Annotated in this window: 12 protein-coding genes; 3 read left to right on the forward strand and 9 right to left on the reverse strand. The window is 72.4% G+C overall.

Annotation, left to right across the window (positions count from 1 at the left end; genetic code table 11):
* Nucleotides 1–20: 20 nt before the first annotated feature.
* Nucleotides 21–3,221 carry an AfsR/SARP family transcriptional regulator gene (locus tag VGX25_RS24915; protein ID WP_326920319.1) on the reverse strand — a complete coding sequence of 1,067 codons (3,201 nt, stop codon included), beginning with the start codon at nt 3,219–3,221 and terminating at the stop codon, nt 21–23.
* A gap of 68 nt (nt 3,222–3,289) precedes the next feature.
* Nucleotides 3,290–5,848: an ATP-dependent Clp protease ATP-binding subunit gene (locus tag VGX25_RS24920; RefSeq protein WP_326920320.1), complete on the reverse strand. Its 2,559-nt coding sequence runs from the start codon at nt 5,846–5,848 to the stop codon at nt 3,290–3,292.
* Between the two features lie 342 nt (nt 5,849–6,190).
* Here VGX25_RS24920 and VGX25_RS24925 point away from each other — a divergent pair, with 342 nt between their 5' ends.
* A complete protein-coding gene (locus tag VGX25_RS24925; RefSeq protein ID WP_326920321.1) occupies nt 6,191–7,006 on the forward strand; it encodes a (2Fe-2S)-binding protein in 816 nt (271 codons plus the stop codon).
* An 8-nt stretch (nt 7,007–7,014) separates the two neighbouring features.
* On the opposite strand, the gene VGX25_RS24930 is transcribed toward VGX25_RS24925, so the two are convergent.
* Nucleotides 7,015–8,007, reverse strand: a complete 993-nt coding sequence (locus VGX25_RS24930) for a winged helix-turn-helix domain-containing protein (protein ID WP_326920322.1) — start codon at nt 8,005–8,007, stop codon at nt 7,015–7,017.
* A 67-nt stretch (nt 8,008–8,074) separates the two neighbouring features.
* On the opposite strand from VGX25_RS24930, the gene VGX25_RS24935 reads away from it, so the two are divergent.
* Nucleotides 8,075–9,295: an MFS transporter gene (locus tag VGX25_RS24935; RefSeq protein ID WP_326920323.1), complete on the forward strand. Its 1,221-nt coding sequence runs from the start codon at nt 8,075–8,077 to the stop codon at nt 9,293–9,295.
* A gap of 80 nt (nt 9,296–9,375) precedes the next feature.
* Here VGX25_RS24935 and VGX25_RS24940 read toward each other — a convergent pair whose 3' ends face one another.
* Together VGX25_RS24940 and lysS are read right to left on the reverse strand one after the other, a co-directional pair.
* On the reverse strand, nt 9,376–9,723 hold the full coding sequence (locus VGX25_RS24940; RefSeq protein ID WP_326920324.1) for an Lsr2 family protein: 348 nt from the start codon (nt 9,721–9,723) through the stop codon (nt 9,376–9,378).
* Between the two features lie 127 nt (nt 9,724–9,850).
* A complete protein-coding gene (gene lysS / locus VGX25_RS24945) occupies nt 9,851–11,308 on the reverse strand; it encodes a lysine--tRNA ligase (RefSeq protein WP_326920330.1) in 1,458 nt (485 codons plus the stop codon).
* A 133-nt stretch (nt 11,309–11,441) separates the two neighbouring features.
* Here lysS and VGX25_RS24950 point away from each other — a divergent pair, with 133 nt between their 5' ends.
* Nucleotides 11,442–12,197, forward strand: coding sequence for a class I SAM-dependent methyltransferase (locus VGX25_RS24950; protein ID WP_326920325.1), 756 nt, complete (start codon nt 11,442–11,444; stop codon nt 12,195–12,197).
* A 4-nt stretch (nt 12,198–12,201) separates the two neighbouring features.
* On the opposite strand, the gene VGX25_RS24955 is transcribed toward VGX25_RS24950, so the two are convergent.
* The 4 genes from VGX25_RS24955 to VGX25_RS24970 are packed head-to-tail and all read right to left on the reverse strand — an operon-like array spanning nt 12,202 to nt 15,281.
* Complete coding sequence (locus tag VGX25_RS24955; RefSeq protein WP_326920326.1) at nt 12,202–12,990, reverse strand: type III pantothenate kinase; 789 nt, start codon at nt 12,988–12,990, stop codon at nt 12,202–12,204.
* A gap of 7 nt (nt 12,991–12,997) precedes the next feature.
* Nucleotides 12,998–13,513: an aspartate 1-decarboxylase gene (gene panD / locus VGX25_RS24960; RefSeq protein ID WP_326920327.1), complete on the reverse strand. Its 516-nt coding sequence runs from the start codon at nt 13,511–13,513 to the stop codon at nt 12,998–13,000.
* Nucleotides 13,514–13,524: 11 nt separating this feature from the next.
* The gene (panC, locus tag VGX25_RS24965) at nt 13,525–14,394 is read right to left on the reverse strand and encodes a pantoate--beta-alanine ligase (protein ID WP_326920328.1); all 870 of its coding nucleotides are present in this window, start codon (nt 14,392–14,394) and stop codon (nt 13,525–13,527) included.
* The gene (locus VGX25_RS24970; protein ID WP_326920329.1) at nt 14,391–15,281 is read right to left on the reverse strand and encodes a Rossmann-like and DUF2520 domain-containing protein; all 891 of its coding nucleotides are present in this window, start codon (nt 15,279–15,281) and stop codon (nt 14,391–14,393) included. The genes panC and VGX25_RS24970 overlap by 4 nt, the downstream gene beginning before the upstream one ends.
* Nucleotides 15,282–15,520: the final 239 nt, after the last annotated feature.

Here is a 15,520-nt window from a genome sequence, read left to right on the forward strand (position 1 = left end):
GTGCTATAGCCCACAAAGACTCACGACCCCAGGAGGCCGCGCAGCTCGGCGAGGGCGTCGTCGCGCGAGAGGGCGGCGCCGGCCCGGTAGGCGGCGTCGTAGGCCGGCTCGCCCAGCTCGGCCCGGAGGGTCGCGATCAGCTCGGTCAGCTCGGCGTCGCCGAGGTCGGGGGTGCCGCGCAGGGCGGTGCCGATGCCGATCAGCCGGGCCGCGCCGGCCGGGTCCCCCTCGACGAGGACCAGCTGCGCCGCGCGCTGCCCGATCCCGGCCACGATCGGCATGTCGCGCACCTCGAGCGTCGCGTCGAACGCGGCCCGCATCGCCGCCCTCGCCACGTCCGACTCGCCCTTCGCCACGGCGATCGCGGCGCGGGTGATCTCGTAGAAGGCGCGCCAGTGCCCGTCCGGCCGAACAACGCCGGCCAGCACGGCGACCGCGCGGTCCATCCGCTCGGTGGCCGTGACCAGATCTCCGCGCAGCCGCGCCACGTTGGCCAACCCGCACAGCACGAACGCCTCCATGTCGACCGACGCCCGCTCGCGTGCCATCGCCAGCCCGGTGCACAGGTCGCGCTCGGCGCCGTCGAGATCGCCGGACCGGATCCGCTGCATCGCAAGGCGGGCGACCAGCTCCGGCCCGTCGTCCATGGCGCCGAGCTGGGACACCAGCTCGATCGACTCCTCGTAGGCGGCGATCGCGCCGGCGTGGTCGCCGCGCAGGGTCCGGCGCTCGGAGAGCTGGCCGAGCGCGATCGCCTGGCCCCAGCGGTCCCCGAGCGCGCGGAAGGCGTCCAGCGCCGCGACGGCGTCGCGTTCGGCGTCCGCCGCCCTGCCCTCGTTCTCGGCGAGAAAGGCGCGGCCGAGCTGGGCGATGGCCTGCGTCCACGGATCGGGCAGGGCACGCGCCCGCGCCATGGCCTCCGCCACGCCCGCCAGGTCGCCGGTGAACAACGCCAGCATGGGCTCGACCATGGCCAGCACCGGGAAGTGGCGCATCGCGTCGGTCGCCGCCAGCTCGGTGCGCAGCTCGCCGATCACGTCCTTGTCCGGCAGGCCGGGGCCGGCCATGATGCCGAACAGGCGCAGCGTCGCCCTGGCGTGCGCCGGGGCCGGGCCGGGCAGCCTGACCAGCCGCTCGGCCAGCGCGCCCGCCTCCCGCTGCCGCCCGGTCAGCGCCCAGAACCAGCCGCTGGCCATGGCAAGGCGGATCGCGGTGTCCGCGTCGCCGGCGTCGGCGGCATGCCGGATCGCCGCCATGACGTTGTCGTGCTCGGCGCTCAGCCGGGCCAGCCACACCGTCTGGTCGGCCCCGCGCAGGTGCGGCTCGGCCCGCTCGGCCAGCTCGAGGAAGTACCGGTCGAACGCGGCATGCACCGGGCCGTCCTCGCCGGCCTCGGCGAGCCGCTCGGCGGCGTACGCCCGGACCGTCTCCAGCATCCGGTACCGGGGCTGGCCGTCGGCCTGGCCGACCTGCACAAGCGACTTGTCCACCAGCGACGCCAGCAGGTAGAGCACGTCGGCGGCGGTCTGCCCGTCGTCGGCGCACACCGCGGTGGCCGACTCGACCGACGCGCCGGCCGGGAACACCGACAGGCGCCGGGCAAGCACCCGCTCCGGCTTGTCCAGCAGGTCCCAGCTCCACTCCACCACCGAGCGCAGCGTCCGGTGCCGCGGCATCGAGGTCCGGCTGCCGCCGGTGAGCAGTCGGAACCGGTCGTCGAGGAGGTCGGCGATCTGCGCGAGGGTCATCGAGCGCAGCCGGGCCGCGGCCAGCTCGAGGGCCAGCGGCAGCCCGTCGAGCCGCTGGCAGATCTCCGCCACGGTCGCGGTGTTGCCCTCGTCGAGGGCGAACCCCGGCCGGGCCGCCGTGGCCCGGTCGACGAACAGCCGGACCGCCTCGGCCGGCTCGAGCGGACCCACCGGGAACACCACCTCTCCGGTGATGGCAAGGGGTTCGCGGCTGGTCGCCAGGATGCGCAGGCCGGGGCAGCGGGACAGCAGCGCGTCGGCGACCGTGGCGGCCGCGGTGATCACGTGCTCGCAGTTGTCCAGCACGATCAGGCACTGCTGCCCGGTCAGCGCCTCGACGAGGCGCTCGACCGGCGCCACCGGACGCAGCACGCCGGACGGCGGCTCGAGCATCCTGATCTCGCGCAGCCCCAGGGTGCCGAGCACGGCCGGCGCCACGTCGTTCGGCTCGGCGACGCCGGCCAGCTCGACGAACCAGCCCGGCACCCCGGTCGCGGCCAGCGCCGCGGCGACCTCGGTGGCCAGCCTGGTCTTGCCCGCCCCGCCCGGACCGGCCAGCGTGACGAGGCGCGCGCCGGACAGCCGGCCGGTCACCTCGCGCAGCTCCGTGTCGCGCCCGACGAAGCTGGTCAGCCGGGCGGGCAAGAGAGCGGACGCGAGGGCGGGGTGGGTGGGTGGGTCGGCCTCGCGGGAACGACCGAACAGCACCGCACCGCCCCGGCCGCCCGAGACGAGCTCGCCGCGCAGCACGGCCAGGTGCGTCTCGCGCAGCTCGGCGGACGGCTCGACGCCCAGCTCCTCGGCCAGCGTCCGGCGGGCGGTCTCGTAGGCGGCCAGCGCGTCGGCCTGCCGGCCGGACAGGTACAGCGCCCTGATCAGCAGCGCCTGCCTGCGCTCGCGCAGCGGCGCCTCGGCGACCAGGGTGCGCAGCTCGGGAAGCACGTCGTGGTGGCGGCCGAGCAGCAGGTCGGCCTCGACGCGGTCCTCGACGGCCGCGGCGTGCAGCTCGGCCAGCCGGGTGGTCGCGGCGCCGGCGAACGGGGCGTCGGCGACGTCGGCAAGGGCCGGCCCGCGCCACAGGTCGAGGGCGGCGCGCAGGGTGCCGGCCGCCGTGCCCACCTGCCCGGCCGCCAGCTCCTCGCGGCCGCGCACGGCGAGCCGCTCGAACGCGTGGACGTCGACGTCCTCGCGGGCGACGGCCAGCCGGTAGCCGGCCGGATGGGACTCGAGCACGCCGCCGTTGTCCGAGCGCAACCCACGGCGCAGCCGGGAGACCAGCGACTGCAGGGCGTTGGTGGCGTCCGACGGCGGCGCCTCGCCCCACAGGCTGTCGATCAGGATGTCGGCGGGCACCACCCGGCCGGCGTCCAGGGCGAGCCGGGCGAGCAGCATGCGCAGCCGGGCGCCGCCGAGGTCGATCGCGGACCCGTCCCCGGCGACCAGGCGCGTCGGGCCCAGCAGCGCTATCCGCATGGCGTCCAGTTTTCCATGCGTACGGGCCCCCTCGGCGCAACCGAAGGGGCCCGTACGGTGGGTCGGATCTACTCGCCCTCGGCGACCTCACCCGAGTCGCTCGGACCGGTGGAGGCGGCCAGGTCGACCGGTGGGGCGTCGGGCACGTTGGACGGCTTGGGCTCGCCGCGGAAGACGAACCTGGCCTTGTCCCACCCGCCGCTCTCGCCGTCCCAGCCGTCGACGTCGACGATGATGATCTGGCCGGGGAGCAGCTCGCCGAACAGGATCTTCTCCGACAGCTGGTCCTCGATCTCCCGCTGGATGGTCCTGCGCAGCGGCCGGGCGCCCAGCACCTGGTCGAAGCCGCGCTTGGCGAGCAGCTTCTTGGCCGCCGGGGTGAGCTCCAGCGCCATGTCCTTGCTCTTGAGCTGCGACTCCACCCTGGAGATCATCAGGTCCACCATCGTGATGATCTGCTCCTCGGTGAGCTGGTGGAACACGATGATGTCGTCGATGCGGTTGAGGAACTCCGGCCGGAAGTGCTTCTTGAGCTCGTCGTTGACCTTGTCCTTCATCCGCTCGTAGTTCGACGCGGTGTCGGTGCCGGTCTGGAAACCGAGGCCGACCGCCTTGGAGATGTCCTGCGTGCCCAGGTTCGAGGTGAAGATGATCACGGTGTTCTTGAAGTCCACCGTGCGGCCCTGACCGTCGGTCAGCCGGCCGTCCTCGAGCACCTGCAGCAGCGTGTTGTACACCTCCTGGTGCGCCTTCTCGATCTCGTCGAAGAGGACTACGGAGAATGGCTTCCGGCGCACCTTCTCGGTGAGCTGGCCGCCCTCCTCGTAACCGACATACCCGGGCGGCGCGCCGAACAGGCGAGAGGCCGTGTAGCGGTCGTGGAACTCGCCCATGTCGATCTGGATCAGCGCGTCGTCGTCACCGAACAGGAAGTTTGCCAGCGCCTTCGAAAGCTCCGTCTTACCGACGCCCGAAGGCCCAGCGAAGATGAACGACCCCGAAGGCCGCTTCGGGTCCTTCAGCCCGGCGCGGGTGCGGCGGATCGCCTGCGACACGGCCTTGACCGCGTCCTCCTGGCCGATGATCCGCTTGTGCAGCTCCTCCTCCATGCGCAGCAGCCGGGTGGTCTCCTCCTCGGTGAGCTTGAACACCGGGATGCCGGTCCAGTTCGCCAGCACCTCGGCGATCTGCTCGTCGTCGACCTCGGCGACCACGTCGAGGTCGCCGTCCTTCCACTGCTTCTCCCGCTCGGCCTTGCGCCCGAGCAGGGTCTTCTCCTGGTCGCGGAGCTTGGCCGCGCGCTCGAAGTCCTGCGCGTCGATCGCGGACTCCTTCTCCCGGCGCACCTCGGCGATCTTCTCGTCGAACTCGCGCAGGTCCGGCGGGGCGGTCATGCGGCGGATCCGCATCCGCGCGCCGGCCTCGTCGATCAGGTCGATCGCCTTGTCCGGCAGGAACCGGTCGTTGATGTACCGGTCGGCCAGCGTGGCCGCGGCCACCAGCGCCGGGTCGGTGATCGTGACCCGGTGGTGCGCCTCGTACCTGTCGCGCAGGCCCTTGAGGATCTCGATGGTGTGCTCCAGCGTCGGCTCACCGACCTGGATCGGCTGGAACCGCCGCTCGAGCGCCGGGTCCTTCTCGACGTACTTGCGGTACTCGTCGAGCGTGGTGGCGCCGATCGTCTGCAGCTCGCCGCGGGCCAGCATCGGCTTGAGGATCGACGCGGCGTCGATCGCGCCCTCGGCGGCGCCCGCGCCGACCAGCGTGTGGATCTCGTCGATGAACAGGATGATGTCGCCCCGGGTGCGGATCTCCTTGAGCACCTTCTTCAGGCGCTCCTCGAAGTCACCGCGGTAGCGCGAGCCGGCCACCAGCGAGCCGAGGTCGAGCGTGTAGAGCTGCTTGTCCTTCAGCGTCTCCGGCACCTCGCCCTTGACCACCATCTGGGCAAGGCCCTCGACGACGGCGGTCTTGCCGACGCCGGGCTCGCCGATCAGCACCGGGTTGTTCTTGGTGCGGCGGGACAGCACCTGCATGACCCGCTCGATCTCCTTGGCCCGGCCGATCACCGGGTCGAGCTTGCCCTCCCGGGCGCTCGCGGTCAGGTTGCGGCCGAACTGGTCGAGCACCAGCGACGACGACGGGGTGCCCTCGCCGCGGCCACCGGTCTCGGCGGACTCCTTGCCGTGCTGGTAACCCGACAGCAGCTGAAGCACCTGCTGGCGCACCCGGTTGAGGTCGGCGCCGAGCTTGACCAGCACCTGGGCGGCGACGCCCTCGCCCTCGCGGATCAGCCCGAGCAGGATGTGCTCGGTGCCGATGTAGTTGTGGCCGAGCTGCAGCGCCTCGCGCAGCGACAGCTCGAGGACCTTCTTGGCCCGCGGTGTGAAGGGAATGTGACCGGACGGCGCGTGCTGGCCCTGGCCGATGATCTCCTCGACCTGCTGCCGCACCCCTTCCAGCGCGATCCCCAACGACTCCAACGCCTTGGCGGCGACACCCTCACCCTCGTGGATCAAGCCCAGGAGGATGTGCTCGGTGCCGATGTAGTTGTGGTTGAGCATCCTGGCCTCTTCCTGGGCCAGGACGACCACCCGCCTCGCGCGGTCGGTGAACCTCTCGAACATCTGCACTCCCTGACTGCTGCGCCGGCGGCTCCATGCCCACCTCCTCCGGGTGGGCCAGCACCGTAGGACCACTGTAGTCGCCCGCCTCGTAGCGCTGAGTACCACTTGATGGCGACTCGGCGGCCGCGTTCCTCCCGGCTTTACACACGTATCTCCGGTCAACCCGTTCAACGTGCATCGGCCTGGGCGGATTCCGCCAGTAGGCGCGTTGCGCTAAGCGCGAACACCGGCCCCGCACGGCCTGACCCGAGCCCGATTCTACGGAGACCCGAGCGGGACTTGAGAGTATTGGATAAGGTAAGGCAAAGCTAACAATCCGGACCTGAGCGAGGAGGGGCGCCGATGCGACCAGCCGCGCGCCCCGGCCAGGCCTCCCTTGCCGACTCGCTGAGCCGGGTCAACCCCGTCCAGCAGGGTACGGAGCTGCGCTTCGGCATGCCGGCCGAGCCCACCGGATGGGTGACCTGCGGGGAGTTGCTCGCCGACGCCGAGAGCTTCGACCGGTGGCGCAAGGTGCTCGCGGGCTGGCTGCTGGACACCTACGGCGAGGCGCCCGACCAGACCACCGCGGGCTACGTCCTGTACTGGTACCTGTTCGTCCCGGCCTACCTCGGCGCCGCGCTGTTCCACCACGAGCGCCGGGTGCCGTCGCTGCGCCCGCGGCACCTGGCCTTCCGGATGGCGTGGCCGCGCCCGCACCCGGACGGGATCGCGGCGCTGAGCCCCACGTTCGCCTGCCTGCCCGACGATCCGGCGGCCGGCAGCCGGGTGGCCACCGTCATGCCCGACGAGCAGGCCCTAGCCGGGCTGCTGCGCGCGCGGTACGTCGCGCACGCCGCGCGGTTCTTCACCGTGTTCGCGCCGGGCGTGCGGTTCGGCCGGCACACCCTGTGGGCCAACGCCACCGACGCGCTGGACAGCTCGCTGTGGTACGTCGGCCGCTACGCCGGCAACGAGGCCGCCGGCGTGCTGGACGCGCGCCTGGTGCTGGCCGACCGGTTCGCGCCGCTGACCTCACCGAGCACGCTGCGCCCGAGCACCGGCGCCGGGGAGGCCACCTGCTGGACCCGGCGGCGGGAGAGCTGCTGCTTCCACTACCTGCTGGCCGAGGGCGGCGGCGCCTGCGAAACCTGCCCGCGGCTGAGCCCACGCGACTGATCGCAACCTCACGTCGCTTCCCCGCCGCCGGCCGCGAGCGCGTCGCCGAGCGGGGTTCGGCGGTAGAGCACGGAACGACCCGACCGGGCGCGCCGGACGAGGCCGGCGCGGCGCAGGACGGCGAGATGATCGCCGACCGCGCCGGGCGCAAGGCCGAGGCTTCTGGCCAGTTGGGTGGTGCTGGCCGGCTCGTCGAGCGCGGTCAGCAGCACCGCGCGGGACCGGCCAACCAGGTCGGCGAGGGCGCGCGGATCGGTGGGCGCGGAGGGCTCCCAGAGCGCGCCGATGCCTCGGGCCGGGTAGATCAGGCCGCGCGGCCACGGCGGGTCGACGTATACGGCCACCCTCGGCCAGATGAACACGGCCGGCACGAACAGCAGGCCGTCGCCGCCGAGGTCGACCGTGGTGTCCGGGTAATGCTGCCAGGCCACCTCGATGAAGCCGGCACGCCAGCGCAGCCGCCGGTCCAGCCCGTCGATGGCGGCCGCCCAGCCGGCCCGGCTGAGCAGGCCGGCCCGGTACACGATGTCGCGCTCGCAGATCGCCCGCAGCTGCAGCCAGTCGGCGGCCAGCAGCTCGTGCCAGGCGACCTCGAGGGCGTCGGCCAGCCGGTGGACCACCTTCGGGCCGCGCAGCACGGACAGGACGCGCGGATCGGTGGCGGGCCTCCGGCTCAGGCACTCGTCGATCTCCTTGCGGGCCTGGCGAAGCGGCGTGTCCCGCATCGCGGCCAGGTCCATCTCGATCGTCTGGGCCAGGCTCCGCGGGGGCGGCGCCGCGAACGCCGGGCCGTAGTGCCGGCTGTTCAGCGCGAGGACCGCGTCGAGCTCGGTCTCGGCGCGCAGCCGGCGGAACACCGGGCGCAGCCGGGCCGACCAGTCCGGCGGCATCCGGTCGTCGTGCCCGGACAGCTTGCGCAGCAGGTGGTGCAGCTCGGACAGCGGCGACACCGTGAACCGGCTGTTGACCAGGTCCGACGCGCCGACGCGGAACCGGAGCACGGCCTCACCCTACGTCCGTGGACGTAACTGTGGTGTCGGCGCCGCCGCCCACCGGACGATCTTGACCATGACCCGGATCGCGACCGGGCGGGCCACCTTCCGCCAGGTGCTGGCCCAGCCGGTGTTCCGCGTGGTGTTCGGCGTGCGCTCGCTTGCCATCGGCGCCAACGCGCTGCAGATCGTGGCGCTGTCGGTGCTGATCTACGCCAACACCGGCTCGGCCGTCCTGGCCGGGCTGGCCTTCGGCGCCGGCTTCCTGCCGCAGGTCCTCGGCGGAGTGGTGCTCGGCGCCCTGCCCGACCTGGTCCGCCCGCGCCGGCTGATCGCCGCCGGCTACCTGCTGGAGGGTGCCGGGGGCGCGGCGATCGCCCTGGTCACGCTGCCGGTCTGGGCGAGCCTGCTGATCGTGGCGGCCATCGGCAGCCTGACCCCGGTGCTGCAGGGCACGTCCGGCCGGCTGACCGCCGAGGTGCTGTCCGGCGACGCCTACGTGCTCGGCCAGTCCCTGCTGCACGTCGCGGCCGCGCTCGCCCAGTTGGCCGGGATGGCGGCCGCCGGCGTCGCGGTGGCCACGGTCGGCCCGCAGCGCGCGCTGCTGATCTGCGCGGTCTGCCACCTGGTCGCCGCGGTGGCCATCCGGCTGCTGCTGCCCGACCTGCCGGCCGGCCCGCGCTCGGCGCGGCGGTCGCTGGTGGCGCGCAGCTGGCGGGGCAACCGCCGGCTGCTGGCCGACCGGACCGTGCGGGTGCTGCTGTTGGCCCAGTGGCTGCCCGGGGTGTTCACCACCGGGGCGGAGGGCCTGCTGGTGCCGTACGGCGACCTGCGCGGGTACCCGGTCGGCGCGGCCGGCCCGCTGCTGGCCTGCGTGCCGGTCGGGATGATCGCCGGGGACCTGGTGGTCGCCCGCCTGCTGCCGCCGGCGGCCCGGGAGCGGCTGGTCGTCCCGCTGATCGTGCTGCTGGGATTGCCGCTGGTCGGGCTGGTCCTCGACCTCGGCGTGGTGGCGGCCGGGGTGCTGCTGTTCCTCACCGGGTGCGGATTCGCCTACAGCGTCGGTATACAGCGCCCATTCCTGGACGCGATCCCCGACGATGTGCGCGGGCAGGCGTTTGCCCTGCGATCCACCGGTCTGATGACGCTGCAGGGCATGGGTCCGGTGGCGTTCGGCGGATTGGCCGAAGTATTGCCGGTCGACCATGCGATTGGCGTCGCCGGCCTGGCCACTATCGCGGTTGCGCTGTGGCTGGGGTGGCGCGGTTTCCGGCCCGATCGCGACCTGGTGAGTTAATCGAAGCCCTAATCGTGGGGCGTCGCGTGGAGGGGCTGCCGGGGCGGCGCCGGCAGTCCCCCTTCCCCCGTAGGAACTAACTAGGCCTGCGAGTTGTACGCGTCGATAACCTCAGAGGGGATTCGTCCCCGGTCGGACACCTTCATGCCCTGCTTGCGAGCCCAGGCGCGAATTGCCTGGTTCTGCTCGCGATCCGCGGAGGCGGTGCGTGCCGGACGGCCGGCGGCGGGCCGGCTGGAGGACCGCTTACGGCCACCGGAACGGCGGGCGTGCTCGACATACTCCGAGAGCGCTTCGCGCAGGCGCTCGGCATTATCCTCGGACAAGTCGATCTGGTAGGACGCACCGTCCAAACCAAACTCAACAGTCTCCTCGGCCTCGGAACCGTCCAGGTCGTCAACCAGGGTGACTGTCACCTTCTGCGCCATGTGCGCCCTCCCTACGTTTGCAGGCTCAAGTCGATTGTGCCAGTACCGGCACGCATATAAATACTCCAACAAGGGCCGTTAGCGCAAATCGGGTGTTATTGTTCCGTGCGGAGGTGCCCGCACTGGATCATTCGGGCCGGACCAACGGGAACAGGATGGTCTCCCGGATGCCGAGACCGGTGAGCGCCATCAGTAGTCGATCGATCCCCATTCCCACGCCACCGCTCGGTGGCATTCCGTACTCCAGGGCGCGCAGAAAGTCCTCGTCCAGCTGCATGGCCTCGTCATCACCGGCGGCCGCCAACTTGGCCTGCTCCTCGAGCCGGGCCCGCTCCACAACGGGATCGACCAGCTCGGAGTAACCCGTGGCCAGCTCAAAACCGCGCACGTAGAGGTCCCACTTTTCGGCAACTCCGGGCGTGCTGCGATGCTGGCGGGTCAGCGGCGCGGTCTCCACCGGGAAATCCCGCACGAAAGTCGGGGCGACCAGGTGGTCGCCGACCAGCTGCTCCCACAGCCGCTCGACCAGCTTTCCCGGCCCCGACCTGGCCGGATCGACCTCGACGCCGGCCTCGTGGGCGTACTTGCGGAGCAGCTCGACCGGGGTCTGCGGGGTGACCTCCTCGCCGAGCGCGGCGGACAACGATTCGTACATCCTCAGCGTCGACCATTCACCCGAAAGGTCGTAAGGGGTGCCGTCGGACAGGGTGACCTGCAGTGTTCCGAATACGGCCGCCGCCGCCTCCTGCACCAACTCCCGGGTCAGCACGGCCATGCTGTCGTAGGTCTCGTAGGCCGCGTAGTACTCGAGCATGGCGAACTCGGGCGAATGCGAGGAATCCATCCCTTCGTTGCGGAAGTTCCGGTTGATCTCGAAGACCTTCTCGATACCCCCGACCACGCATCGCTTCAGGAACAGCTCGGGCGCGATGCGCAGGTAGAGATCCATGTTCATCGCGTTCGAGTGGGTGACGAACGGCCGCGCCGCCGCACCCCCGTGCATGGTCTGCAGCATCGGGGTCTCGACCTCAATGAATCCACGCCGGTGGAAACTGTCGCGCAGTGATCGGACCACTGCGGCGCGCATCCGGACCACCTCGCGGGCCCGCGGCCGCAGGATCAGATCGACATAGCGCTGCCTTATGCGTGTTTCCTCGCTGAGCTGCTTGTGGGCGACCGGCAACGGGCGCAACGCCTTGGCTGCCATACGCCACTCGGCGGCCAGAACGGACAACTCGCCGCGCCGCGACGTGATGACCTCACCGCGCACGAATACGTGGTCGCCGAGGTCGACATCGGCCTTCCACGCGGAAAGCGCTTCGGCCCCGACCCGATCGAGGCTGAGCATCGCCTGCAGTTCTGTTCCGTCGCCCTCGCGCAGGGTTGCAAAGCACAACTTGCCGGTGTTGCGGATGTACATGACCCGCCCGGTGACCGCGACCACCGCGCCGGTGAACGTGTCCGGCGGCAAGTCGGAATGCGACTGCCGGACCTCGGCGAGGGTATGCGTCCTCGGTACTTCGACCGGATACGGATCCACCCTCGAGGCAAGTAACCGATCACGCTTCTCCCGACGCACCCGCATCTGTTCGGGGACGTCGTCGGATGGCGGCTGGGGGAGCTCCTCGGTCACGGTTTCCAGCGTACGGAGAACGCGATCGGCAATGCGAACCGGTATCCACCGGCGGGTTGTCGATAGGGTCGATAGGTTGGACATCATGGAGTCCGACGAGCTGTTCGCCCGGCGGGCGGGCTCGTTCGGAGCCGACGCCGCAGCCTATGCCGAACACCGCCCCGACTATCCCGCAGACGGAATTCGCTGGGTGCTGTCCGGCGCCGCCCGGCCGGTGCGCCGGGTGCTCGATCTGGCCGCCGGCACCGGAAAGCTCACCGGCGGCCTGCTGGCCCTCGGCCTGGAGGTGACCGCGGTCGAGCCGGATCCGGCCATGCGCGCCGAGCTGTCCCGCCGGTTTCCCGAGGTGCCGGCGCTGCCCGGGACCGCGGAGCGGATGGAGCTGCCGGACGGGTCGGTCGACGCGGTGCTGGTGGGGCAGGCGTTCCACTGGTTCGACCGGGCAAGGGCGCTGACCGAGATCGCCAGGGTGCTGCGCCCCGGCGGGGTGGTCGGCGGGCTGTGGAACCACGAGGAAGTCGGGGTCGAGTGGGTGGCCGGCCTGGTCCTGCTGAGCCGCACCAGCGCGAGCCGGCGGGTCAGCTTCGACAACGCCATGCCGTCCCACCCGGCCTTCGAGCCGTTCGAGCGGGCCGAGTTCCCGCACGCCCACCGGCGCACGGCCGAGTCGCTGACGGCCACCGTGGGCACGCACTCGCACACCCGGGTGATCCCCGCGGCGGAACGTTCGGAGCTGCTCGCCAGGGTGCGCGCGTACCTCGACGCCCGGCCGGAGACCGCACACGGCGAGTTCGAGTTGCCGCTGCGGACCACGGTGGAGCGCGCCCGGCGGCGGTCGTGAGAATTCAGCGGGTGTTGCGCTCGAACACCAGGCGCAGGCCGAGCAGGGTCAGGTCCGGGCGGTGGTGGGCGATGGTCTCCGACTCGTCGATCACCAGCGGGGCCAGGCCGCCGGTGGCGATCACGGTGACCGGGCCGGCGTGCATGGTGCGCTCGAGCTCGGCGGTTATCCGCCGGACCAGGCCGTCGACCTGACCGGCGAAGCCGTAGAGGATGCCGGACTGCAGGCACTCCACGGTGTTCTTGCCGATCACCGAGCGGGGCCGGACGAGCTCGACCTTGCGCAGCGCGGCGGCGCGGGCGGCGAGGGCATCGACCGAGATCTCGATGCCGGGGGCGAACACGCCGCCGAGGAACTCGCCCTTCGCGGAGATCACGTCGATGTTGGTGGAGGTGCCGAAGTCGACCACGACGCACGCGGTGGAGTGCAGATGGTGCGCGGCCAGCGTGTTGATCACCCGGTCGGCGCCGACCTCCTTGGGGTTGTCCACCAGCAGCGGCACGCCGGTGCGGACGCCCGGCTCGACGATGACCCGCGGCACGGCGTGGTAGTAGCGGCCGAGCATCACGCGTAGCTCGCGCAGCACGGCGGGCACGGTGGACAGCGCGGCCACGCCGGTGACGTCGTCGGCCCGGTCGCCGAGCAGGCCGCGCATGGTCAGGGCGAGCTCGTCGGCGGTGATCCGGGCGTCGGTGCGCATCCGCCAGTCCCGCACCAGGGTGGCGTGCTCGCCCTGGCCGGCGTACAGGCCGAGCGCGATGTTGGTGTTCCCGACATCGATGGCCAGCAGCACCGCGGGCTCAGCTCTCGGTGGACAGCAGGGCGTCCAGCCGGGCCGCGTCCGCGGTCTCGGCCGGCGGGACGTCGGCGTCGCCGGCGTCACCGGCCAGGCCGGAGCCGGGTGGGACGTGCGCCGGGTCGGCGCCGGCGTCGACGATCCTGTTGGTCTCGTCGACGAAGACGACCCGCGGCCGGTGCGCGGCGGCCTCCGCGGCGTCCATCAGGCCGTAGGAGATCACGATCACCAGGTCGCCGGGGTGCACGAGGTGGGCCGCCGCGCCGTCGACCCCGATGACGCCGCTGCCCCGCGGGCCGGCGATCACGTAGGTCTCCAGGCGGGCGCCGTTGGTGACGTCGACGACCGACACCTGCTCGCCGGGGAGCAGGTCGGCGGCGTCGAGCAGATCCTCGTCGACGGTCAGAGACCCGACATCACGGGGACGCGGAGGGGGGATGGTGGGCGGGTAAGACAAGTGCAGGTCGGCCCGGGTCACGGTGGCCCGGTGGATCTTCGACTTGAGCATCGTGCGGAGCATCGCCAGCCTTCCTACCGGGCACCCAGGTGCACCGGGACATTGTCGATGAGCCGGGTGGCGCCCACCTTCGCGGCCACCAGCAGCCGCGCCTCGCCGGCGTCGGGGGCGGGGCCGAGCCAGGGGTCGCGCAGCTCGAGGTAGTCCACGTCGACCTCGGGCGTGGCGGCCAGCACCTCGGTGGCGGCGGCCAGCACGGCGTCCGGCCCGCGCGGCGCGGCGTGCGCCCCGGCGGCCAGCGCCGCGGACAGCGTGGTCGCGGCGGCGCGCTGCGGCGGGTCGAGGTAGGCGTTGCGGGAGGACAGCGCGAGGCCGTCGGGTTCCCGGACGATCGGCACGCCGATCACCCGGACGTCGAGGTTGAGATCGCGAACCAGGTGCTGGATCAGCACGAGCTGCTGGTAATCCTTCTCCCCGAAGAAGGCGTAGTCCGGGCGGACGATGTTGAACAGCTTGGCCACCACGGTCAGCACGCCGGTGAAGTGGCCGGGCCGGGCCGCGCCCTCCAGCTCGTCGCCGAGCGGTCCGGGATGCACGGTCACCTGCGCGCCCGGGGGGTACATCGCCTCCCGCTCCGGGGTGAAGACCACCTCCACCCGTTCGGCCGCGCACACCTCGAGGTCGGCCTCCAGCGGCCGCGGGTAGCGGGCGAAGTCCTCGTTCGGCCCGAACTGCAACGGGTTGACGAAGATCGACGCGACCAGCACGGAGTTCTGGATCCGCCGGGCCCGGCGCAGCAGCTCACGGTGGCCGTCGTGCAGCGCGCCCATGGTCGGCACGAACGCGATCTTGTGGCCGACCCCGCGCAGCGCCCTGGTCAGCTTGGCCACCTCGTCCGGTCCACTGTGGACGTGGAGCCGACCGCGGGTGAACTGCGCCGTCATTTCTCGTCCTCCTCGATGGCCGCGATCACGTCGGGGGCGAGGTCGGCGCGCAGCAGCCCGGCGTCCTGGGCCCGGCGGGCGGTGCGCGCGGCCAGCACCCGGTAACCGGGCAGCATGTGCGGGGCGTGCTCGGCGAGCACCTCGAGGTGGGCGCGCACGGTGCCGGCGTCGCCCCTGGCCACCGGGCCGGTAAGCGCCCGGTCGCCGTGCCGCAGCGCGTTGTCCAGCGCGGCCGACAGCAGCGGGCCGAGCAGCCGCGCCGGCTCGGCGACGCCGGCGGCGCGCAGCAGGTCAGCGCTCTCCCCGACGAGCGTGACCAGGTGGTTGGCGCCGTGCACGAGCGCGGTGTGGTAGAGCGGGCGGGCGGCGGGCGGCACCCGCACCGGCTCCGCGCCCATCTCGACCACCAGCGCCTCGCCGACGCTCCACGCCGCCTCGTCGCCCTCGGCCGCGGTGACCCCGAAGCAGCACGCCACGATCCGCTCCAGGTCCTCCGCGCGCCCGGTGAACGTCATCACAGGGTGCAGGGCCAGCGGCAGCGCGCCGCGCTGCGCCGCAGGCGCCAGCACGTCGACCCCGTGCGCGCCGGAGGTGTGCACCACGATCTGCCCCGGCCGCATGGCGTCGGTGGCCACGAGCCCGCGCACCATGCCGGCAAGCGCGTCGTCCGGCAGTGCGAGCAGCACCAGGTCCGCGGCCTGGGCCACGTCGGGCGGGGAGAGCAGGGGCACGTCGGGGAGCAGTTCCTCGGCCCGGCGCACGGAATCCCGGGACACCCCGGACGCGGCGACCACCGTGTGGCCCGCCCTGGCCAGCGCCGCCCCGAGCACAGCGCCGACCCGCCCCGCGGAGACCACGCCCACCGCCAGCCGCGCCGGACGGCTCATCGCGTCGTCGCGTTCACGTGTACGGCTCCCTCGCTCGTTCCAGTCCCACATTGTCGTGGGTACCAGACGACGGCGCCGAGGGTATCCGCCGTCCAACGCGGACACGGACGGGTGGTGACCGGCTTCACCTCTCCGGGCAGGGGAGGTCCGGCTCCTGTCTGGGGACCGCGATGGGCGGCAGGCCGGCGAGTGGGGCCGCGGTGGCGCGGGCCGCGGCGAGCACGGCGACGAGCCGGGCC

Source organism: Actinophytocola sp., from assembly GCF_035942955.1.
In the GTDB taxonomy this organism is placed as follows: Bacteria; Actinomycetota; Actinomycetes; order Mycobacteriales; family Pseudonocardiaceae; genus DASYTH01.